Here is a 22,528-nt window from a genome sequence, read left to right on the forward strand (position 1 = left end):
AGTTTTAACATTAAACATACTGCGAAATTTCAATTAAGTTTCCATCAGGGTCCCTGATGTAGATAGACATTATCTCGCCTGTGGCTCCAGTTCTCTCAACCGGGCCTTCAACAATGGGAATGCCTGCCTGTAAGATCTCAGACACAACATCATTTATCGATGTCGATGTAATAAAACATAAATCGGCAGATCCCGGCGTTGGTCTACTCGCTTTTGGTTCGAACTCCATTTCTTGCTGATGGAGGTTAATTTTTTGCGCTCCAAATATTAACGCTTTTCTGTTTTGCTTAAATGTTACCGCAGAAAAACCAAGTACCTCTTCGTAGAATCTTATTGTGGTTGATATATCAGATACCGTTAATACAAGGTGATCAATTCTGTCAATTATCATTTGAATAGACTCATGATGTTTATATTTTGGGGATGCTACATTAAAAAATAGCATTAACCTACTTTTAAATCAGATGCATTTTTTTTGCATCTACTCTAAGTTGCTGCCGAAAATTGGGATGCGCCAATTCAATGATCCTGAGCGCACGCTCGGTTGAAGAGAGCCCCTTCAGGTTTACGGAGCCAAATTCAGTGACTATCCAGTGCGTATCCGTTCGTGGGGTTGTTACAGGCCCCTCAAGGCGGGGAACAATACGAGAAATCGTATCATTCGCGGCCGTTGAGCGTGTCGTAATAATGGAACGACCTCCTTTAGATGCATATGCGCCTCTGACAAAATCCAATTGCCCTCCTGAAGCGCTGTACTGGTGTCCAAGCAAATGTTCAGAGTTACAGGCACCAGTGAGATCGATTTGTAAGGTAGCGTTAATGGAGACAACATTCTCATTTTGCGCAATGATCCCCGGATCGTTAACATAATCGACAGGCCGACTAAAAAAAGAGGGGTTGTCGTTGAGATAGTCATACATATCCTTTTGTCCCATAGCAAAAGTAAATACAGACATTCCCCGGTCGATATTTTTACGCTGGTTGGTAACGACGCCTTGTTGAATCAAACTAACCAACCCCGGATTCAGCGCCTCTGTATGGACCCCCAGATCATTATGTTCCTTGAGCGCATTACAGATGAGCTCCGGTAATGCGCCGATCCCCATCTGGAGACAAGCGCCATCTGGCACAAGAGAGGCGATAATCTGACTGATAGCAATATCTTCAGCTACGGCAGTACGTATTGGTAATTCAATTAAAGGGACATGGTTTTCAACAATGGCGTCAATTTCTGAAATATGGATTGCAGCACCTTCTCCATGAACGCGCGGCATATATTTGTTAACTTCGACAATAAGCTTTTTAGCTGTCCTCGCAATCCGGGTGGAATAATCGTTTCCAGTTCCAAAATTAAAATAACCATACTTATCCATAGGGGACACGGTGTGAATAAAAGTATCAATACCAATATCATCAGCCAGTAATCGCGTCGCCTGATGAAAATTTGAAGGAACATAGTTAACTATTTTTCGCCCGGAACTCTCAATCCCCTGACGTATTAAAGCCCGTTCAATACCGGTAATAAACATACTGTAGAGATGAATATAGTCACTTAGCTCATAACGGAAAATAGTGTTCCCGGCAATGCTGGCTGTTTCATAACAGTAAACCCGCAGATCGTTGATTTCTCCCCTTTTCGCTCGCTTTGCCAGCGCATTCAGCAAAGCTGGAGGCTCTGCTGCAAACATTCCCATAGAGAGGTGACTGCCGGAGGTAATTAAAGTAACCGCCTCGTCAGGCGTCACGCATTTTTCGGCATACGCTGCATTAACATTCATCATGACTCTAAACCTCAGGGCGATTTCTCAATAAGCGGCGTCTTCTTCAGGCGAACATCCACAGCAATAAACTAACATTGTTCGTTCGAAGCGCATGACCTCTACACCATTCTGGTTAATACCACATGTCCGAACGGTAACGATGCCTTGTCCCGGGCGACTATTTGACAGGCGTTTGCTAAGTACAGTGCTTTCAGCATAAAGTGTATCCCCTGCGAAAACCGGGTGGACGGCTTGTACCTTATCCCAGCCAAGATTGGCCACGACCCTGGCGCTGACAGTACGCACGCTCATACCGGTTAAAAGCGCCAGAGTGAACGTTGAATCAACCAGTAACTTTTTCCATTCCGTTTTGCTGGCGTAAGCCGAATCGAAATGGACCGGCTGCACATTGAGAGTGAGCAGGGTAAACCACACATTATCGGCGTCCAGAACCGTCCGGCCGGGACGATGTTCAAAAACATCACCGGGATAAAAATCCTCCCAGTAAAGACCCGAAATTTCTCGGTAGCGCCCCTCGCTAATGGTTTTATAAGCGGGTAATAACGTGTTCATAATCAATTCCTCTGTTATAAAATCAGGAAAAGATCCCTGCCCGGGCGAGTAATCTCCGGGCCTGACGGGCAACGGCTGCATCTATCATCATGCCGCTAACGATCCCGACGCCTTTGGCATTCTCTGTCAGTACTGCACGAGCATGATTAATTTCTGCCGTTGTAGGAGTAAATGCGGTGTTGATTACACTAATCTGAGCGGGGTGAATAGCCGATTTTGCAGAAAAACCAAAACTGAGCGCCTGCAGCGTTTCCTCTTTCAGACCTGAAAAATCGCCTATATCAAAGAAGGGAGCATCTATTGCAAGAAGCCCTTTCATAGCGCAGGCAGCCACTATTCTGGCCCGCGCCAGCGCAAGAGGCTCCCAGGCGGGTGTGGCGCCAATGTCAGCCGCCATATCTGCGGCGCCAAACATCAACCCGCAGAGTCTGGGGGTGGCGTCCACAATAGACTCTACGGCATTAAGCCCGACAACTGACTCAATAATGCCAATAAGGCGAGTATCAGAACCAGCCATCATGATAAGACTATCCACGATTTGCAGGTGCGCGGCTGACTCTGTTTTCGGAAGAATAATGTAATCAGGAAAAAAACGGCATTCCAGTAACATATGCAGGTCTTCAATGCCAGCATGAGTATTCATTCCATTAATTCTTAATGCTATTTTCAGCGATGAGTTTGGTCGGGATGAAAGGAACTGCATCGCAATTTTCCGGGCCTGCGCCTTGTCATTCGGGGTGACGGAATCTTCAAGATCGATAATAGAAATGTCCGCCGCACTTTCAACTGCTTTTATGAAACGTTCTGGTTGAATTGCTGGAGTAAAAAGCCAGCTACGTGTCGGTGTATGAGAAATATCGGGCATATTGCACCTCCTGTTAACCTCACTATGCGCTCGCCGGTTTCATTCTTCCAATATATGATGGTGCCATTCTTAATTGCTTTTGGAGATGAGGATGGAACTGCGCCATATTCGCTATTTTCTCGCCGTCGCTGAAGAGCGGCATTTCACGCGGGCTGCGACAAAATTAGGCATAGGTCAGCCGCCGCTAAGCCAACAGATTAAGGATCTGGAAAGAGAGCTGGGAGCGCAGCTATTCCGGAGAGTGCCTCATGGCGCGGAATTAACCGAGGCTGGAAAAGCATTTTATGATGTTGTTAAAGGGATGCCTGCTACCGCGACAAGAGCCGTGCTGGCGGCGCAGCGTGTTGCCAGGGGGGAGTCGGGCGTGTTAAGGGTGGGTTTTACTGCCTCTGCGGCATTTAACAGTGTGGTGCCCGGCGCAATCCGTACTTTCAAGCGGGCTTATCCTGACGTTCGTTTGCAGCTTGAGGAAGGAAATACAACCCAACTGGCTGATGAATTGAATGAAGGATCGCTGGATGTTGCCTTTCTGAGACCCGGTTTTACAGGCAATGAACGGTTCCAGCTTAGGTTACTGTCTGAAGAGCCGATGGTTATTGTGCTGGCAGAAACGCATCCTGCTGCGGCGTGTAAACAGATTGCACTCTCGACTCTCAAAGATGAGTTTTTTTTACTCTTCCCACGTGAAATCGGCCTGTCGCTTTATGACGCAGTGATCGAGGCCTGCGGTAAAGCGGGCTTTGAACCGAAAATTGGTCAACTCGTGCCGCAAATTTCGTCAGTCATTAACCTTGTGTCGGCAGAGATGGGTGTGTCGATGGTTCCAGATTCAATGAGACAGGTTAATGTCAAGGGAGTAGTATACCGCCCCGTTGCAGACCAGATGCCCGTCGCAAAGCTGGCTCTGGCATACCGGCGCGGCGATACATCGCCAACGCTGAGAAACTTCATCCTGAAAGTCACTGGCTGAATGCGGTTATGTGAGCGTTGAATAATCATTTGAAACGTAACCAATAATTATTGGTCCGATTTTGTGTCTAAAGGAATCGCTAACGGAGCAGGAACTGGCTGCAATGTCTGTGGATCGACAGCCAGATAACGCCCGGTTTTACTGTCGATACCCACATAATCGATAAGCTTGCCTTTGGCATAAAGCACCATTGTCTGTTTTGCAAATGCCTCATATGCACTGCTCAGTATTTTCACTTTATCCACATAATCTGCTGCGAGATTATGCGTTTCCAGGGGGTCACGTTGCAGGTTGAATAATTCCCATGGCGCATTACCCGCCTGTGGGAATACCGTGACAAGACGACGCAATTTCCATTCCCCATCTATCCAGGCCGCCTGATTATGGAGTTCAACACCATATTGTGTGCGAGGCGCGTGCAGACTTTCACCGGTCAGATAGCGTTTAAAACTCACGCCGATCATTGGCAGTGTCTGTCTTTCAGATAATGATTTACTGGCATCAATACCTGCAAATTCATAGAGCGTGGGCGCGACATCATACGCCGCCATTGTGGCGTTATCTATGGCGCCATTATGGATGATACCAGGACCGGAAATCATAAAACTGGTATTAATTCCCCCCTGACCGCTGGTCGTTTTGTGATAGCGACCATAAGGCGCATTGCTGACATCAGCCCAGTGGGGACCATAAGAGATAAATGAATTTTTACGACCAATATTTTCGTAACGATTATCGAATTGCTTCCAAAAATCCGGTTCAGATTCATAGTGAAAGCCCTCTGCCGGATTCACCCCATTATCACTTAAGAAGACCAGAATCGTGTTTTTATCGCGCCCGGTCTTTTTTAACGTCTCAATAACGGTACCAATCTGTGCATCCATATTGGCGATCATAGCAGCGTAAACCTGCATCACCTTCGCCGTATATTTCTGCTGTTCCGGGGTCATCGCCTGCCATTCTTTATCAAGTTCCAGTCCTGGCAGAGGTATGTCATCACGCAGGAAACCCAGTTTCTTCAAACGAGCAATACGCTGACGATAGACGTCTGCATAGCCCTGTTCATACTGACTTTTAAAACGACTAATCCATTCATCCGGCGCCTGCAGAGGATCATGTGGCGCAGTAAAGGCCAACCACGCGAAGATAGGTTGTTCCCGTGGCGTCTCGCTGATCCAGCGATTAATCTGGCTGGCATAGGCTTCGCTGGAGTAAAAACTGGAGGGCAGTGAAATGCGCTGATTGTCACGGGTATAATAGGTATGAAATATCTCCACGGTTCCCAGCGGCACGGCATCATCAAAGTGACTGGCGCCTCCCCCCATCAAGGCGAAAGAATGACGAAAGCCCCGATCTTTTGGCGTCGAGCCTGGCGTAAAACCAAGATGCCATTTACCCGCCATCAGCGTATTGTAACCAGCATCTTTAAAGCGTTCAGCCATGGTCGTCACCCGATCAGTCAGGCGCAATTCATAGCCTTCCTTACCTATGGTATTTTCATACCACCACATACCGCCTATACCCGCTTGCTGACTGGTGTTCCCGGTTAATAGCATCGCACGGGCGGGAGCAGACATGGGAGACGTGTAATATTGACTCATCCGCACGCCGTTCTCAGCCATCGCCTGCAAATTAGGCGTTGGGATTTCCCCACCGAAGGGAGTGATATCAGAATATCCCATATCATCAGCGATAATCACGATAATATCAGGACGTTCGTTTTGCGTACTGTGCGCCGTACCGGAGAAGATAATGCTGAGTGTGGCAAGTGTTACTTGTTTTTTCACGGCTTATTCCCCATTTCAGACTACGGATGTTGTACAAGAGCGGCGAGCAAATGCAGCAAGAGGGACCATCAGCCCGAAAATCTACCCATAACGTCAGCACACCAGGCTTTCAGTCCATTCAGATTCCGGGGCCAGGCGCGTAGCGGAGCCAGAATCTCCGTGAAAAAAGAGTAATAGCCGCTACAAAGTCGGTTGTAGCCGGCACTGTTGATATGTGCGGGGCAGCCTCCCTGGCAGACTATTTTCACAGAACACCGTTGACACTCCCGGCGCTGGCTTTTCTTAATACCAAAGGGAAGCCGGGTTGCGGAATCTACGGCTGGCGCTAACGTATTATTAGCAAGCTGTCCCAGGTAATGCTGGCTATTAATCAGATGATCGCAGGCATAGAGTTTGCCGTCCGGCTCCATGACCAGATTCGTGCCGCAGCGGGCGGAGTGGACACAGGTGGCGCTGATATGCGTAAAATATTGTGCCCATGCCTGTTCAATGTTGATCACAAAAACCCGTCCCATATCGCCGCGTTTGCGCCATTGACGCCAGATATCAATCATGAAACGTCCCCAGTTATCCGCACTCAATTGGTAACGTTGCTGTAGGGCGTTGCCTTCGTTCATCAGTGGCTGAAATTGCAGATAACGAGCGCCAAGGCTAACAACATGATCGTAGATGGCTGCCGCATGGCGAGCCATGTCATCATGCACGACAATCAGTACGTTAAAATCGACTCGATAGTGTTGTAACAATGTGATTCCCCGCAACACCGCCGGATAACTGGACTCGCCGCGTTTGCCCGGACGATGGTAATTTTGCAAGTCTTCACTGCCCTCAAGACTGATGCCAATAGTAAAATTATTGTCGCGAAACAGACGACACCAGGCATCGTTTAACAACGTCGCGTTCGTTTGCAGACTATTACTGATCGTCACGCCGTCAGGCGCATATCGTTGTTGAAGCGCTATTACCTTTTTATAAAAACCGATTCCGGCTAAAAGCGGTTCACCGCCTTGCCAGACAAAATTAATTTCACGCGCACTGGCAGGTTGCGCCGCAATATAGCGACAAATAAAAACCTCCAGCGTTGATTCATTCATTTTTTCTACGGGCGTTTCGCCCTGTGGGTAATAACAATAGCGGCAGGCCAGATTACACGCAGGGCCTATGGGTTTTGCCAGAATATGAAAGGGTATCTGCGCGCGATATTCAGTCATTACGGGGATTTGTTGTTGCCGTAATGTGTTGAGATTCAACATTATTCTGTCCTGTAATTATCATTTCTGATGCGGAGACATGACTCACATTTCGCAATAGCGTTCGTCTGGCGCTGCGGGCAGAATGCCGAAAGCAAGCTTTATCTATTGATACGCCGGTTTTCTGCATAGCGCATGACGCTATTGAAACGTTATTTAGCAAATCCTGTCTGAACCAGAAATTAAGTCTCTGTTAACCTGCGCTATTACAGAAAATCATAGAACAGGCGTCTCAAAAGAATATCGTCCTGAAGGACGAGAACCCACGGCATTTTCAGGAGATGAGTCAACCGCGACAGAAAAAAATTATATTAATAATTTTTAATTATTTTTTAGAAATCCAGACAAGATTCAAATTAAAAACATTTATTTTCAATCGGTTATAAAAAATATCGCAACACACGTCACATTATTAACATGTGAATGATTGTGTTAACTGAATGTAAATTGTATGTTTCAACATACCACTATTTTACTGCGTCCCGGCGCGCTCATCCGGATGGAAGGAGATAACATGTCAGCCTTATCAACTACTGGCCATAATGACGGGATCACTCTCCATTGTTTACAGAGCATTGCGCAACTCATTCCTCTGTCGTCGGCGGTTTTTTATCGTGTTAATGCTTATTTAAAGCCGGAAGCCTATGTTTTACATAACATTTCCAATAGCACACACCAACAATATCTGGAGCATTTTCAACCATTAGACCCGCTATCGCCTTCCCGGTTCGGCCAACAGGTTGTTACCGTAGCGACGATGACGCCCGGTATCTGTGCCCGTCATCGCCATTATTATCATGAATTTATGCTACCTAATCATGTGTGCGACATGATTGAGATCTTTATTCGTCGGGGCCATCGTATTATCGCGGGCATTTCATTAATGCGCGATATACCTTTTTCCAGCGAAGAGCGTTTACGAGCCCAGGCAGTACAACCATTACTGGGACTGGCAATTCATGATTCTCTTCAGGAAGACAACAATCTGGCGTCAATATTGACCGCCAAAGAGCGTGAAATTGTGGGAATGGTCTGCGAAGGGGCCAGCAACAAATTGATTGCCCGTCAGTTGAATATTTCTCTCTCAACAGTGAAAACGCATTTACGTAATATTTTTGCTAAAACTGAAGTGATAAATCGCACGGAACTGGTTTCCCGAACCAGAATGTCCTCGGTACAACATTCACAGCATATGTGAAAGCGTTCTTTTTCACCCGCGTCAATTGCGGGTCTTTTCCCCATTGTCATATATGCCTAAATTAATACCACTCTCTGAGCTGATGCCGCAATAAAATGTCATATTATCTGGCGTCGGTATCCTGTTGCAGCCATTGATTCATGGCCTGATTGATCATATTTATCACACTAAGCAGAAGAACACGCTGGTGCCGCTCAAGCCGCAGATAACGGCGCAGCGGCGGCATTTTACAAACCACTTCGCTAGCAGCCCATAGCTCAATGCTGCAATACCATTCCTTATGATGTAAAACCAGAGTAAACCGACGATAATCCAGTTCACTCAGAGCCTGTTGTAAATTGGGGAAACGATTAAGATAGCTAATCAGCCCGGCGGTACTTTTACTGCCAGTAAAAATGACGGGATAACGTTTCAGCCATCCGGGCTGATGAGCGCGAATTTTACCCTGCAAAGGATAATTGATTGTGCCTTTCACCCTGAATTCACAACTGTGAATACTGGCCATGAATAACCGTTTTTGCTGAACATGGCAGATAACCTGGGTAAATGCATTCAGATGCAGCACGGCGCTATGTTCGGTCAATTTTTCACAACGCCAGCCGCTCAAATCACGTAACACCATGTTCATTAATGTGCTCTTAAACCAGGGGACGGAGGACATCTGGCGTCATCTCTTCATTGTTTCGCTTTTCATAATTGCCCATCGCCCGTTCCACGACCTCTTCTACCGGAAGCGGGAGGAAAGGATTAACCCGTTGCACACATAATGTCCAGAATAAGGCATAGGCGGCAGTCAATCCAAGCATAATACCGAATGGTATAAGTACATCCCGACTGTTCATTCCTGGAGGCGCGATATTAATAATGGCGATAATAATACCCACGCTCGAAATAATCTGAGGTAAGGGAAACCAGGGGGCCCGGTAAGCGCGTGGTAAATCGGGGCGCCGAATACGTAAGATAACGACCGATAACGTTACCAGCAGATAAGCGACTCCCCAGGCGCAGACCGCAGCGAGGATCAGCGGAACAATGTGGTCGATATCACCGTTCAGATACCAGGCATGTAAACAGGGAATCGCAACACCGAATGCGATGGCGATGACCGGTGTTTTAAAGCGGGGGTGCAACCAGGTCAGAAACCGCGGCAAAGCGCCGTCCAGCGCCATGCCGTATATAATACGCGGTACTGCCGCCATCAGCGTATTAATCGTCGCACATCCCGCTAACAACAACCCCACGCCCAGCCAGTATTGCCCGACATGTCCCATGACACGATTGGCAAAGGCGGGAATAGCCATCGGCGTATCCAGTAAAAAGATATGGTTTGCCGCATCGACAACCACATTATTTACCTGCCGGTTAATCGCAGCACCATAGAGGAACATACAACCTGCCACCGCTAAAAGGCCAAGCGCCATCGCTCTGGGGATCGTACGATGCGCTTTTTTAATTTCCGGCGCCATTGGCGTGACCAGTTCACAACCGACGAACATAAACATCGCCATGCCAATATAACCAAACAGACCAGAAAGATTACTGACATCAAGCGGTGCACCAAACCACCCGGAATGATGAGTGACCGGGGATAATAGGATCCCGCATAAACCGAAGATGGTCAGGGTAGTCCACATACCGAAAGTAAGAAATACTTCCACCTTGCCAAATACTTCAACACCAATGGCATTCAGTAACCCGAAAACCACTACCATGCCGACGCCAACCATCCAGGTATTGTGCTGCATGGCCACGTGTTCGCTAACGGACTCAAAGTTCACCAGCGCCATGACGCCAGCGAGAATGGTTTCTGCCGTGCCGGCAAAAATGTGTACGATCAGGTAAGCGCAAAGCGCACCGGTGATAGCGAAAAAACGCCCCATCCCGCAGGAGATATAGTCGTAGACGGAGCCAGTCGTGGGAATGAGCGTTGCCGCTTCGGCAAAGGTGGTAATCTGCGCTTGCATCATAATAAATGCCAGTAATACCGCAAGGGCAAAGGTATCTCCCCCTGAGCCAAAACCACTGGTCACGGTCAGGATCACCGGGCTTGCCATAATCAGCCCGACGGAGCTGGCAAGCGTCGTGGGGAAACCAATAACGCCACGTTCAAGATGGCTGGCAAGTCTGTTTTTAAACATGGTCAACCTCTTCACTATTATTACAACAATAAATTACCGCTCCGGAATAACGCTTATTTATGGCAGGCACCGTATCTAACAGGTATCGTCCTGAAGAGGGATAACGGTAAATAACGTTGTGACGCCGTCCCCGCATGCGCTAATAGCAAGTGGGGAGCGCGTTATTCTCCCCAGTGATGCCAACGCTACTGACGAACAATTAAAGGATTCAACCCTGTTTGTGGCTTTCAACGTTTGCCAGATAATGTTTTACAAAACGGGGCGTTAAAACTTTCCATGCCACTTCGGTTCCCTGTTCAACAAACCAACTATCGCCCGGTGAAAAACGTATCGGTTCCTGACCAGCGACAGTGAGTTCCACTTCCCCTTCCAGCACGGTTGCGTGCTCGGTAAAGGGATAAATCATCGTGAAACCGCCGCGGGTCGATGAAAACAGTCCACAGGTAAATACATCCTCAGGTTTACCGTAAATCATCGCAACGGCGACCTGGGGATCGCCTTCTGTTGGCAACGCCCCTAACAGGCTGACACTCCCGACTGGCTGTAATTCAGGAACAGGTTGATTGAGTTTAAAAGCGTGCATTAATGTTCTCCTGGTTAATTCCGGCCTTTCCAGAAACCGGCTGTTTGATGTATCAGTTTTCCCGCACTGACCAGCAATAGACGTAGACTGTCGCGACCATAAATTGTCGCGTGGGGAATGCTACTCATCAGACGATACCGCTCGGAACCGCCATTTATTCCTTCGGCCAGGATTTTGCATACAATATGGGAAGGCGTGACGCCAAATCCGGAATAACCCTGAACATAAAAAACATTATTGTGTTCACGAAGCGTGCCAATCTGCGGAAACAGATTCGCGCTACAGGCCATCGGTCCGCCCCAGGCAAAATCGATTTTAACGTCTTTCAAATAAGGGAAGACCTCCGTCAACAGAGTGCGGTTCCAGGCAGCAAAATCGTGCGGGGTATATTCAAGAAACCTTGTGGCGCTGCCAAACAGCAGACGGTTTTCTTTTGTGAGACGGTAGTAATTTATCACCGGGCGGATATCACTAAAAGCCCCGCGCAAGGGACTGATCCGCTCAACAAGCTCGCTGGAGAGAGGTTCTGTAGAGACCTGATAAGAATAAGTAACCAGCGTTTTCTTATAAATTTCTGGTTCCAGATTATTGAGAAAGCTATCACAGGCCCACAGCAATTTGGCCGCTTTTACGCTGCCCATCGCAGTACGTACCCGCACAGTTTTACCGTAACTGACCTCAACCACAGGTGAATATTCGAATATCTTCACCCCCAGCGAATTCGCAGCCTGAGCGGAGCCCAGCAATAAATTCAGCGAGTGGACATGCCCTCCCCCCATATGCTTGAGAACACCGCAGTAGACGTCGGAACCGATAACCTGCTGCACGTCTTTACCGGTATAGAGTTCAATATCGTCTTCCGGCGTAGCGGCTTTGAATTCTTTTTCCCATTGTTGCAGCGTTTTTAACTGCCGCTGGTTGTAGGCCAGATAACCATATCCGGGGACAAAATCAGCATCAATATGGTATTTACGAATTCGCTCCCGAATAATACCCGCGCCGAGGTTCGAGATTTTAAACAGCGTCTCCATTCCCGCTGCGCCTACATATTTTTTAACGACTTCGATGTCGTGACCTATACCGGCCATCACCTGACCGCCGTTTCGTCCGGTGCCGCCATACCCAAGATGACGGGCTTCCAGAACGACAACATTAGTGATCCCCTGCTCCGCCAGTTCCAGCGCGGTATTGATGCCTGAAAAGCCACCGCCAATGATCACCACATCGGCATCAATATCCTCTTGCAGAGCAGGAAAATGCAACGGGTATTTTTTCGTCGCGCTGTAGTAATTCAACGCATCGATTTTTGTATTCATCGCGTTACCTTGTCATCACGCTTGACTAAGACCGCTATCACAGCACGGTAACGTTTTACAAAATATCGTCCGGAAGAATGACGTTCTTTGGAACGATATTCAGTTCCGAAAAAGTATGTTGGGATGGAAAAACGTACATTCCTGACCTACAGGCACTTCTGATGAGCGATGTGACATTACTTGCCGAAGTAACGACTTTTTTACGCCAACGACACGGACAATTTATTGCAGGTGAACGTCAGGCCGGAAACGGCACGAACTTTTCGGTCACTAATCCAGCCACCGGCAAAATCATCGCCGACGTTGTGTCGGCAACCCCTGCGCAGGCAGAAGAGGCCATGCAGAGCGCCAGACGGGCGTTTGATGTCTGGCGTAAAATGCCAACGTTACAACGCGGCGCATTACTGCTGAAACTGGCTGATACTCTTGCCGCTCATCGTGAAGAGTTAGCTCAACTGGAAAGCGTCTGTTCAGGTAAAACGATTATGCTGTCGCGCGGTCTTGAACTCGATCAGTCAGTGGCCTTCCTGCGTTACTTTGCCGGTTGGGCAGGAAAAATAACCGGTGAAACGCTGAATGTCTCCCTGCCATCAATGGGAGAAGAGAGATACACAGCGTTTACCCAACGCCAACCCATTGGCGTGGTCGTCGGTATTGTGCCGTGGAATTTCTCAATTATGATTGCTATCTGGAAACTGGCCGCAGCGCTGGTATGTGGCTGCACCATCGTCATTAAACCAAGTGAATATACCCCGCTGACACTGCTGCGAGTTGCTGAACTGGCTAAAGAGGCAGGTTTCCCTGATGGCGTAATTAACGTGGTAAACGGTGCTGGCGGTGAGATAGCGCAACAGCTGATCGCGCATCCAGATTGCGCCAAAGTGAGTTTCACCGGGTCAGTTGCGACAGGTGAGAAAGTCCGGCGTTCGGCAACATCGTCAGGAAAACGCGTTACCCTCGAACTGGGAGGGAAAAATGCGGCGCTGTTTCTCAATGATCTCACGGCACAAGCCATGGTCAACGGTATTCTTGAAGCCGGTTATCTGAATCAAGGACAGATTTGTGCTGCCGCAGAGCGTTTTTATCTGCCCCAGGAAAAACTGGATACGGTCATGGCGCTCCTCAGGCAACGGTTATCGGAGATCGTGCCCGGCTCCCCTTTAGATGAAAAAACGGTGATGGGCCCGCTGGCGAATCAGGTTCAGCTTGAAAAAGTGCTGCATCTGATTCAACGCGCACGGGAAGAAGGGGATACTATTGTTTACGGCGGTGAAACTTTACCCGGCGAAGGGTACTTTTTACAGCCGACGGCGGTAAAAGTGCGTAGTAAAAACAGTACGCTGATGCACGAGGAGACCTTTGGCCCTGTCTGTAGCTTTATCGGTTATCAGAATGAAAAAGAGGCGCTTTCGCATATCAACGCTTCGCCATTCGGCCTTGCTGCAAGTGTGTGGTCGGAAAATATGTCTAAGGCATTACGCTACGCTGAAGATATTGATGCTGGCATGGTGTGGGTCAATATGCATACCTTCCTCGATCCCGCGGTACCCTTTGGAGGGATGAAAGGATCGGGCATTGGTCGTGAATTTGGCAGCGCGTTTATTGATGACTATACCGAACTTAAATCGGTCATGGTCCGTTATTAACCATCCTGAAAATGATGCAGGCAGATCAACCATACCGAAAGGTGGACTGTCTGCCTGATTATCAGGTTCGTTCGCTGCGTTTTATTGCTTGTGGGTAATGTTAAACGCCCGGCCCGGCGTTCCTTCCTGCATTACTAGCGCCATCTACCGTTAGAGTAGGCTATCTCCAGTCTTAACGGTTCAGACTCATCCTGTAACATCGCTTCCAAAGACAACGCCAGCGTCTGATGATAGGCATCTTTTACACTGACTTTCAGCATGTTGATGCTCGGTTCATAACGTAAAATAGCAGCGCGAAGCTCACGGCAAAACCAGTTGAGAACCCGTTTGTCACCCACATTCACCTCGTGCCATTCCGGCATACCCCGAGTGAGCAGCGGCGGTAATGTCTCGCCACCTGGCACGGCGCAAGAGTTGAATAAACACATTAATTTGCGGCGTACCAATTCATGTGGGCTTATCCCCTCAACCAAGAGCCTGTCGAATAGCGCGACCGGAATGGTTGGCGTCATCATCATTTCCCTATCTGGTCCATCGCCAGATCCCATACTGACGTTCTGGACTCCTGTTGAGCGCCGTCTGATTTCTCGGCAGTGATTTGCCATTTGATTTTCGTGAAGTTCAGCGACATCGTTTCCACCGGCTTACCGCCGGCGCCGCCGCTAACACTGAGTTGTGATATCAGCACGTTTGTCAGGGTATAAACGATAAGCGACCGCATTTTGCCGCCGTCATTGTGGCACAACGTCAGCACCGCGGTTCTAATTAGCCTCCCGCTACAGCAGTACTCATTGAGCACAGGCGTGGCGAGGTCGACAAATTTGGTGAGCGACATTTCACCAACATGCGCGCGCCCGGAGGTCCGCTCCGTGAGGCTAACATCGTTATTTACCTGCATTGCCACATTGTGGCTATAAGACATGATCTCTATCTGATCTTCAAAGCCTTCAACCTGGCTTTCGCCTTTGATATTGTCGAGCTTTAAAAAAATCGCATCCATGATTTATCTCCTTGTTGATCAAGTGGCAGTTCAGCAGCCAGACGAATATCGGCGGCCAACGCTTGTGACTCTTATTAAAAGCGCAACGACCAAAAAACACAGCGTGAAAAGCGCCAGGTTTGCAGGGATTTTGCCAACGTTTACCCACGTCTGATGAACGTTATTCCGCTGGTTGCAATGCAATAGAAGGTTTTGGCCCACTGTGGCCAAATACAATTGAGGTTATACTGAACGCTCTCTGCCATATTCAATCCCTTTTATCGCAAAGTATCCCTGGTGCCGGTATCACAGCGTCGTTATTCAAAAATTGACATTTCAGAATAATAATCAGCTATATATAAAAAACACATCAAAAAGCAAATATCAACTTAATTTTTACTTATTTAATAAAAAAATCCAAATTGATTTACATCAATTAACACATACAAAAACATTAAAAATCAAAGCGTTAAATAAAAATTAATCACTATGGAAATTTTATTTTTCTTAATACTCACATTATAAATACTATTTGCTTATTTTCCTGTGAACACTAAAAAATGATTTAAATCAAAAAACAAACTATTCTCGTTGATTAACGTTTTGACCGAAATAAAAAAGATTTTATACGTCCCGGGATAGTCTCCCTTTCTGATGGACAATATGCATTAACAAGCGGGCAAACAGGTAACTTCTGCCCGGGTAATCCGTTACCCGACTGATATTAACATTGTCATGAGGTGATATCATTTGCCCGGCCAGCCATAATCATCCGGAACCGGCGCTACGCCACGAACATCAGGACGGAGCATTTTTTGTCGATCCTCTTCGTCATCCACCCAGACACTGGCTATCTCTTCACAGGTTGCAAACCATACGCCATCATGCCCTTTAATATGTTCAATCAAGCGTGACAACATCATCATATGATGCCCATGACCGATTATCTGCGGATGAAGGGCCATCGCATATAAACCGTTTTCCTGATGGTTATAAGCATAGGTAAAAATATCCTTCCAGCGTCGCAGAACACCGTCAGTATCGCTCATCCCCTCCTGGTTGCCGGTATACGCCAGTGCGGGAAAATCATCCAGATACCAGCTAACAGGAATTTCCAGAATCGCGCTGGCCGGGCCTGCGATATTTCCCGTCTCCCAATTCACCTGCCAACGTTGAGGATGGTAAGGCACAAGATCTCTCGCCATCAGGCTACTGTCATAGAGAAAACCGGCTTCCTCCAGAAGATCCAGCGTATTCTCGCTATAATCCCAATAGGGAGAACGGTATCCCACAGGACGTATGCCGAAATGTCTTTTATAACAGGCGAACGCCAGATCCATTAGTCGGCGCTCTGTATCACGATTCACCAGCGTCGGGTTTTCATGATAGTAGCCATGGTGAGCGATTTCATGCCCGGCATCAAAAATCGCTTTACTGATTTCCGGGAAGGTGTCTACAGTGTGTCCGGGAATAAAAAAGGTGGTTTTGATATTATTTTCTTTGAACAATTTCAGAAGCCTTGGTACGCCAACTTGTGCACCAAACTCTCCTCGTGACATAAAGGATGGCGACGGTCGATTAAATCCGCCCAGCCATAAAGACTGAGCATCTACATCGACACCAAGATTGACCGCAATCCTTTTACCCTCAGGTAATTTTAAATATCCCATAACGACCTCCAGCTAATACATAGAAGGGACACATTCTGTTATTTAATGTGTGATGGCCAGATATTATATATGCCTGCTTTTCTGCGTCTGTCCTTGAACGTTGTTGCTGCCCCACCAAGTCTATTTTCATATAGAACATCGAGGTTAATTTCTCCTGAAATGACATCCTCTTGATTGACGTGCGCCTCTGCGATAATACCTTGTGGATTTTTCCACACGACATCACAGGGGCTTAAAATTGAACTTCGGGCCCAGCAGCCTGGCAGTGGCCCGCCCGGGTTTCCGCCCAGGCAACAGTGAACAAGATAAATTTGATTTTCAATACAACGTGCGTGGCAACAATGCCTGACTCGCCAAAATCCCTGTTCAGTAAACGTAGCGGAAGGCGTTAAAATTAACTCTGCACCCTGTTCCGCCAGCGTCGCAGCACACTCCGGTATTTCTGCTTCATAACAAATATTAAAACCCACCTTAGCAAATGGCAGTTGAAAAACAGCCATTTTATCGCCTTCCTGAGTATACCAACCCCGTTCAGCCGGGAAGATATGCGTCTTACTGTGAGCATAATGTTCGCCATCGGGTCCCCATATATGCGCAACATTCTCATAGCGATCTGCTCCAGTCTGCTCCAGATGAGAGCCAGCAATAATGAACTGTCCTCTTTCTTTCGCTTCCTGTTGAAAAAGCTGCTTATAGGCATCCGTAAACTGATCAATTAAAGTTAGGTGTGAAATGGGTCTTTCTTGCCATTTTTTCAATAGTGTAAATAGCTCAATGGTAAATAGCTCCGGGAAGATAACGACATCAGCCCCCTGACTTTTATTAAGAAGCACCCTTACCTTTGTTATGAAATCTTCAAAAGTGTTTATTTCAGTAACAATATACTGACAAGCTGAAACAGTAAAATTACGTGACATCGTGATATCCCCGGCATGAAATTTAAACTTAAATTAACGTATAGCGCATGGAGAATATTAGGGAGCGGACATTACGACATCAGGTTATTTTTTGTGAAGCTGCGCAAAATATATGGAGAAAAGAGTAGAAGCATTGAACCTTTATTTACATAAAGGGGACTTTATCGATGATCGCAGCGAGACAGAGAGTCGATAAAAATCCAGGCGAAAAACAATAACCCTTACCACAATATTATTTTCATCATCTAAAAATAATCAGGCAAACTAAATGATAACGCGCTGGTATAAAACCAACACGTATTTTTACCGATAAGGGTAATGAAGACGGCCACCCGAAGGTGGCCGTTAGAGGCCGGTAGCGCTTTCGCTTATCAGGCCTGTGAAACCGAGACAGCTTTAGCGGTGAGACGCCAGCGGCTGTTCCGTCATTGGCGGGTGGTGCTTTTCCGGATCTTTAATCAGTACCCACAGGATGATGGCGCCGATAATATCGAACAGACTGAGTGCAATGAAGAACGGGCCGTAACCGATAATAGCGACCAACGCCCCCATAAACAGGTTGAAGCTTAACTGTCCCATCCACGCCGCAGATCCTGCCAGACCGGCAACCGTCGCGACCTCATTTTTCTTGAACAGGTCAGCGCTCATGGTAATCACGACGGTAGACAGCGTCTGGTGCGCAAAACCGCCAATACTCATCAATGCAATGGCGACATACGGGTTAGTCGTAATGCTGACAAAACCGATCGAAATCATCAAAACAGCGCCGATGGTAAAGCTACAACGACGCGCATTGATCGTGGTCATGTGCATCTTTTCCATGAAGAACTTCGCCAGGAAACCGCCTGCAACGCAGCCAAAGTCCGCCGCCAGGAACGGCAACCAGGCAAACATGGCGATCTCTTTTAACGGCAGATGCATCACGTTAATCAGATACAGCGGCATCCAGAAACTCAGCGTTCCCCATGCCGGGTCAGCCAGAAAACGGGTAATCGCCAACGCCCAGAAGTTACGCTTTTTAACGATCTCTTTAACGGCCGGTTTTTTGTTATCGTCCTGGAGATAGCTTTCCTGGCCGTCTTCGATATAACGCAGCTCTTTGTGGGTGATCCACGGGTGTTTATTTGGCGAGTTATAAATCAGGAACCAGGTGATGGCGAACAGCACGCCGATCCCACCGGTAATCACAAACGCCATTTCAGTACCGATGCCGCTATCAGCAAAGGTCAGCATCGCCCAGACCACCAGCGGCGGCGCCAGCATCGCGCCAATCGAAGTACCGATATTAAACAGTCCCCCCGCAATACCGCGTTCTTTCGTCGGGAACCATTCGGCGCTGGCTTTAATCCCGGCAGGAATCGCTGACGCTTCGGTTAGCCCCATCAGACCACGCAGAAATGCCAGACTTATCCAGCCGCCGGCCAGCGCGTGCGCCATGTTGATCAGCGACCACAACAAGGCAAAGATAAAGAAGCCGATTTTCAGTCCGATGACATCCATCAAATAGCCGGTGATCGGCTGCGCAATGGTGTAACAAAGCTGGAAGGCGCTCACCACCCAGGAATATTGTTGCTCATCAAAATGGAGTTCTTTCATCATCGCTGGCGCCGCAACGCTAAGCGAGCTACGGGACAGGTAGTTTACGATGGTCCCTACGCAGACCAGGCCGATAATCCACCATCTTAATTTTGTCATCTTCATGATAAAGCCTCGTTAAAAAACATTAGCTCCGCGCCGTCTGACCTGTAGCGGGAAAACTGAAATCACAAAAATTGGTTGACCAATCAATATTTTCGCATCCGGACCGGTCAAAATCTGGCGGCAACTCCCGCCCTTAATATTCTTGAAATAAATACATCAACTCATTTCAAGTTGAATGGTGAATGCTTTTCACCCAGCAAAAATTGACACAGATCAAATAAATAAAATTGGCAGACCGTGAATGATGATATTTGTGATTTGGTTAGCCAATTTAGACAATAAGGTTGACATGAGAAAAATTTTGGTTGAATTTAGGGGGCAGAACGGGTTTACAAAGCACGTTTCGATGTTGGCTGGCAATGGGTCAACCACGAAGACGTTATCGCAAGAAGAGGAAACGAGATATGAAACAAACCTGGCGCTGGTACGGACCTAACGACCCGGTAACGCTGTCAGATGTACGCCAGGCTGGCGCAACCGGCGTGGTAACGGCGTTACACCATATCCCGAATGGAGAAATTTGGTCGGTAGACGAGATCCAGAAACGTAAAGCAATCGTTGAAGAGGCGGGTCTGGAGTGGTCTGTGGTAGAGAGCGTACCTATCCACGAAGACATCAAAACCCACACCGGTCAGTACGATTTATGGATCAAAAACTACCAGCAAACGCTGCGTAACCTGGCGCAATGCGGTATCTATACGGTTTGCTATAACTTTATGCCGGTGCTGGACTGGACACGTACGGATCTGGAATACGTATTGCCGGATGGTTCAAAAGCGTTGCGTTTTGACCAGATTGAATTCGCCGCGTTCGAACTGCACATCCTGAAGCGTCCGGGAGCAGAAGCCGACTATACGGCAGAAGAGATTGCTCAGGCAGAGCGGCGTTTCGCCACCATGAGCGAGGAAGACAAAGCACGTCTGACCCGCAACATTATTGCCGGTTTACCTGGCGCGGAAGAAGGCTATACGCTGGATCAGTTCCGTCAACACCTGGCGACGTATAAAGATATCGATAAAGCAAAACTGCGTGAACATTTTGCCTATTTCCTGAAAGCCATTATTCCGGTTGCCGACGAGGTTGGCGTGCGTATGGCCGTTCACCCTGACGATCCGCCGCGCCCTATTCTCGGCCTGCCGCGCATTGTCTCTACCATTGAAGACATGCAATGGATGGTGGAAACCGTTAATAGCATGGCGAACGGCTTCACCATGTGTACCGGATCTTACGGCGTGCGCGCCGACAACGATCTGGTTGATATGATCAAGCAATTTGGTCCGCGCATCTACTTTACGCATCTGCGTTCTACGCTGCGCGAAGAGAATCCGAAGACCTTCCACGAGGCCGCCCATTTGCACGGCGATGTGGATATGTATGAAGTCGTTAAAGCGATTGTGGAAGAAGAGCACCGTCGTAAAGCCGAAGGTAGCGACGATCTGATCCCAATGCGCCCGGACCACGGTCATCAGATGCTGGACGATCTGAAGAAGAAAACGAATCCGGGTTATTCCGCCATTGGCCGTCTGAAAGGGCTTGCGGAAGTCCGCGGCGTCGAACTGGCTATCCAGCGCGCTTTCTTTAGCAAATAACCTTCTTTCGCATGGCGCGACGCGTCATGCGATTTCCCCTACTCAATGCAATAGCAACATGCCTCGCCCCGGAGATCGTGGGCGAAGACGTCGAATGACAGGAGTTTGCAATGGAACAGAATATCGCCACCGCCCAGGTTTCCGTCGCCCGCCCAAACTGGGACAAATCACGTCTGGTATCCCGTATTGTGCATCTGGGCTGCGGGGCGTTTCACCGCGCGCACCAGGCGCTCTTTACCCATCATTTACTGGAAAAGAGCGACAGCGACTGGGGCATTTGTGAAGTGAACCTGATGCCGGGTAACGACGCGCGGCTGATCGCGAACCTGAAAGCGCAAAATCTGCTGTACACCGTTGCAGAACGCGGCGCAGAAAGCACCGAACTGAAAATTATTGGTTCAATGAAAGAAGCGTTGCACCCTGAATTCGACGGCCATGCAGGGATTCTGGCGGCAATGGCGCGCCCGGAAACCGCCATCGTCTCCTTAACCGTGACCGAAAAAGGCTACTGCACCGACCCCGCCAGCGGCGAGCTTGATGTCAATAACCCGCTGATCCAAAACGATCTTGCCCATCCACAGCAGCCTAAATCCGCCATTGGCTATATTGTCGAAGCGCTAAACATGCGCCGGGAGCAAGGACTGAAAGCTTTTACCGTGCTGTCGTGCGATAACGTACGCGAGAATGGTCACGTCGCGAAGGCTGCCGTCCTCGGCCTGGCAAAAGCTCGCGATGCCGCCCTCGCCGCATGGATTGCCGACAATGTGACCTTCCCCTGCACCATGGTTGACCGCATTGTTCCGGCAGCGACCGGAGAGACGCTACAGCTGGTTGCCGACCAGTTAGGGGTTTATGATCCTTGCGCTATCGCCTGCGAACCCTTCCGCCAGTGGGTCATCGAAGATAACTTTGTGAATGGTCGCCCGGACTGGGACACCGTCGGCGCGCAATTCGTTGCAGACGTCGTACCGTTTGAGATGATGAAGCTGCGTATGCTTAACGGCAGCCACTCTTTCCTCGCCTATCTGGGTTATCTCGGCGGGTATGACACTATCGCCGATACCATGACCAACCCGGCTTACCGTCGCGCGGCGCTGGCGCTGATGCTTGATGAACAAGCGCCGACGTTGTCAATGCCGGAAGGCACCGATCTGGAAGGGTATGCGAATTTGTTGATCGCGCGTTTCACTAACCCCTCGTTGAAACATCGCACCTGGCAGATCGCGATGGATGGCAGTCAGAAACTGCCGCAGCGTTTGTTGGACCCGGTACGTCTGCACTTGCAACAGGGCGATGACTATCGCCGCCTGACGCTGGGCGTCGCCGGATGGATGCGTTACGTCGGCGGTATCGATGAACAAGGTAAAACCATTGATGTCGTCGATCCGCTGCTCGCGCAGTATCAGGCGATTCATCAGCAATATCAGACGCCGGAAGAACGCGTTCGCGGGCTACTGGCCATCGAGTCTATCTTTGGCAGCGACCTGCCGAAGAACCACGAATTTGTGCAAGCCGTTACCGACGCTTACCAACAGCTATTGCAGAATGGCGCGAAAGCCACGGTAGAAGCGCTGGCTAAGTAAGGA

The 22,528-nt window shown here is 48.5% G+C and carries 20 protein-coding genes; 5 read left to right on the forward strand and 15 right to left on the reverse strand.

Annotated features, from left to right (window positions below):
• Positions 1 to 10: 10 nt before the first annotated feature.
• The 4 genes from ACLJZ5_RS07850 to ripC all read right to left on the reverse strand — a co-directional run bounded on the left by ACLJZ5_RS07850 (position 11) and on the right by ripC (position 3,198).
• Positions 11 to 391: a VOC family protein gene (locus tag ACLJZ5_RS07850; RefSeq protein ID WP_024797634.1), complete on the reverse strand. Its 381-nt coding sequence runs from the start codon at positions 389 to 391 to the stop codon at positions 11 to 13.
• Between the two features lie 64 nt (positions 392 to 455).
• Positions 456 to 1,781, reverse strand: a complete 1,326-nt coding sequence (ripA, locus tag ACLJZ5_RS07855; RefSeq protein WP_077914056.1) for an itaconate CoA-transferase RipA/Ict — start codon at positions 1,779 to 1,781, stop codon at positions 456 to 458.
• Positions 1,782 to 1,805: 24 nt separating this feature from the next.
• Positions 1,806 to 2,333 (reverse strand): (R)-specific enoyl-CoA hydratase RipB/Ich, encoded by a 528-nt coding sequence (gene ripB, locus ACLJZ5_RS07860; protein WP_001094310.1) that lies wholly within the window; start codon positions 2,331 to 2,333, stop codon positions 1,806 to 1,808.
• A 22-nt stretch (positions 2,334 to 2,355) separates the two neighbouring features.
• Positions 2,356 to 3,198: an itaconate degradation C-C-lyase RipC gene (gene ripC, locus ACLJZ5_RS07865; RefSeq protein ID WP_024797632.1), complete on the reverse strand. Its 843-nt coding sequence runs from the start codon at positions 3,196 to 3,198 to the stop codon at positions 2,356 to 2,358.
• A gap of 91 nt (positions 3,199 to 3,289) precedes the next feature.
• On the opposite strand from ripC, the gene ripR reads away from it, so the two are divergent.
• Entirely contained in the window at positions 3,290 to 4,168 is an 879-nt protein-coding gene (gene ripR / locus ACLJZ5_RS07870) for an itaconate degradation transcriptional regulator RipR (protein WP_023219201.1), read from the forward strand.
• A gap of 47 nt (positions 4,169 to 4,215) precedes the next feature.
• Here ripR and ACLJZ5_RS07875 read toward each other — a convergent pair whose 3' ends face one another.
• A complete protein-coding gene (locus ACLJZ5_RS07875) occupies positions 4,216 to 5,955 on the reverse strand; it encodes an arylsulfatase (protein WP_024797631.1) in 1,740 nt (579 codons plus the stop codon).
• Positions 5,956 to 6,023: 68 nt separating this feature from the next.
• Positions 6,024 to 7,208, reverse strand: a complete 1,185-nt coding sequence (locus ACLJZ5_RS07880; protein ID WP_024797630.1) for an anaerobic sulfatase maturase — start codon at positions 7,206 to 7,208, stop codon at positions 6,024 to 6,026.
• Between the two features lie 511 nt (positions 7,209 to 7,719).
• Between ACLJZ5_RS07880 and ACLJZ5_RS07885 the strand changes: the two genes are divergently transcribed.
• Positions 7,720 to 8,403 carry a helix-turn-helix transcriptional regulator gene (locus ACLJZ5_RS07885; protein ID WP_023232630.1) on the forward strand — a complete coding sequence of 228 codons (684 nt, stop codon included), beginning with the start codon at positions 7,720 to 7,722 and terminating at the stop codon, positions 8,401 to 8,403.
• 103 nt (positions 8,404 to 8,506) lie between these two features.
• Here the strand turns inward: ACLJZ5_RS07885 and ACLJZ5_RS07890 are convergent, their stop codons facing one another.
• The 4 genes from ACLJZ5_RS07890 to ACLJZ5_RS07905 all read right to left on the reverse strand — a co-directional run bounded on the left by ACLJZ5_RS07890 (position 8,507) and on the right by ACLJZ5_RS07905 (position 12,440).
• Positions 8,507 to 9,064 (reverse strand): DUF3156 family protein, encoded by a 558-nt coding sequence (locus ACLJZ5_RS07890; RefSeq protein ID WP_000100107.1) that lies wholly within the window; start codon positions 9,062 to 9,064, stop codon positions 8,507 to 8,509.
• Entirely contained in the window at positions 9,042 to 10,541 is a 1,500-nt protein-coding gene (locus ACLJZ5_RS07895; protein WP_000475960.1) for an APC family permease, read from the reverse strand. Before ACLJZ5_RS07895 ends, ACLJZ5_RS07890 begins: the two co-directional genes overlap by 23 nt.
• A gap of 208 nt (positions 10,542 to 10,749) precedes the next feature.
• Entirely contained in the window at positions 10,750 to 11,124 is a 375-nt protein-coding gene (locus ACLJZ5_RS07900; RefSeq protein ID WP_000542984.1) for a cupin domain-containing protein, read from the reverse strand.
• Between the two features lie 14 nt (positions 11,125 to 11,138).
• Positions 11,139 to 12,440: an NAD(P)/FAD-dependent oxidoreductase gene (locus ACLJZ5_RS07905; protein WP_024797629.1), complete on the reverse strand. Its 1,302-nt coding sequence runs from the start codon at positions 12,438 to 12,440 to the stop codon at positions 11,139 to 11,141.
• 161 nt (positions 12,441 to 12,601) lie between these two features.
• Here ACLJZ5_RS07905 and ACLJZ5_RS07910 point away from each other — a divergent pair, with 161 nt between their 5' ends.
• Positions 12,602 to 14,086 carry an NAD-dependent phenylacetaldehyde dehydrogenase gene (locus tag ACLJZ5_RS07910; RefSeq protein ID WP_024797628.1) on the forward strand — a complete coding sequence of 495 codons (1,485 nt, stop codon included), beginning with the start codon at positions 12,602 to 12,604 and terminating at the stop codon, positions 14,084 to 14,086.
• A gap of 134 nt (positions 14,087 to 14,220) precedes the next feature.
• Here the strand turns inward: ACLJZ5_RS07910 and iraD are convergent, their stop codons facing one another.
• From iraD to ACLJZ5_RS07935, 5 genes are all read right to left on the reverse strand, one after another.
• Complete coding sequence (gene iraD / locus ACLJZ5_RS07915; protein ID WP_023205443.1) at positions 14,221 to 14,601, reverse strand: anti-adapter protein IraD; 381 nt, start codon at positions 14,599 to 14,601, stop codon at positions 14,221 to 14,223.
• Positions 14,601 to 15,086 (reverse strand): Hcp family type VI secretion system effector, encoded by a 486-nt coding sequence (locus ACLJZ5_RS07920; RefSeq protein ID WP_024797627.1) that lies wholly within the window; start codon positions 15,084 to 15,086, stop codon positions 14,601 to 14,603. The genes iraD and ACLJZ5_RS07920 overlap by 1 nt, the downstream gene beginning before the upstream one ends.
• A gap of 725 nt (positions 15,087 to 15,811) precedes the next feature.
• The gene (locus tag ACLJZ5_RS07925) at positions 15,812 to 16,735 is read right to left on the reverse strand and encodes a polysaccharide deacetylase family protein (protein WP_000540892.1); all 924 of its coding nucleotides are present in this window, start codon (positions 16,733 to 16,735) and stop codon (positions 15,812 to 15,814) included.
• Positions 16,736 to 16,773: 38 nt separating this feature from the next.
• Positions 16,774 to 17,652: a carbon-nitrogen hydrolase family protein gene (locus ACLJZ5_RS07930; protein WP_023138734.1), complete on the reverse strand. Its 879-nt coding sequence runs from the start codon at positions 17,650 to 17,652 to the stop codon at positions 16,774 to 16,776.
• 396 nt (positions 17,653 to 18,048) lie between these two features.
• A complete protein-coding gene (locus ACLJZ5_RS07935; protein WP_000784371.1) occupies positions 18,049 to 19,353 on the reverse strand; it encodes an MFS transporter in 1,305 nt (434 codons plus the stop codon).
• 404 nt (positions 19,354 to 19,757) lie between these two features.
• On the opposite strand from ACLJZ5_RS07935, the gene uxuA reads away from it, so the two are divergent.
• Positions 19,758 to 20,942 carry a mannonate dehydratase gene (gene uxuA, locus ACLJZ5_RS07940; RefSeq protein WP_000815487.1) on the forward strand — a complete coding sequence of 395 codons (1,185 nt, stop codon included), beginning with the start codon at positions 19,758 to 19,760 and terminating at the stop codon, positions 20,940 to 20,942.
• A gap of 110 nt (positions 20,943 to 21,052) precedes the next feature.
• Complete coding sequence (locus tag ACLJZ5_RS07945) at positions 21,053 to 22,525, forward strand: fructuronate reductase (protein WP_024797626.1); 1,473 nt, start codon at positions 21,053 to 21,055, stop codon at positions 22,523 to 22,525.
• Positions 22,526 to 22,528: the final 3 nt, after the last annotated feature.

Origin of the sequence: Salmonella sp. 5800, from assembly GCF_046558195.1 — a bacterium.
Taxonomy (GTDB): Bacteria; Pseudomonadota; Gammaproteobacteria; order Enterobacterales; family Enterobacteriaceae; genus Salmonella; species Salmonella enterica.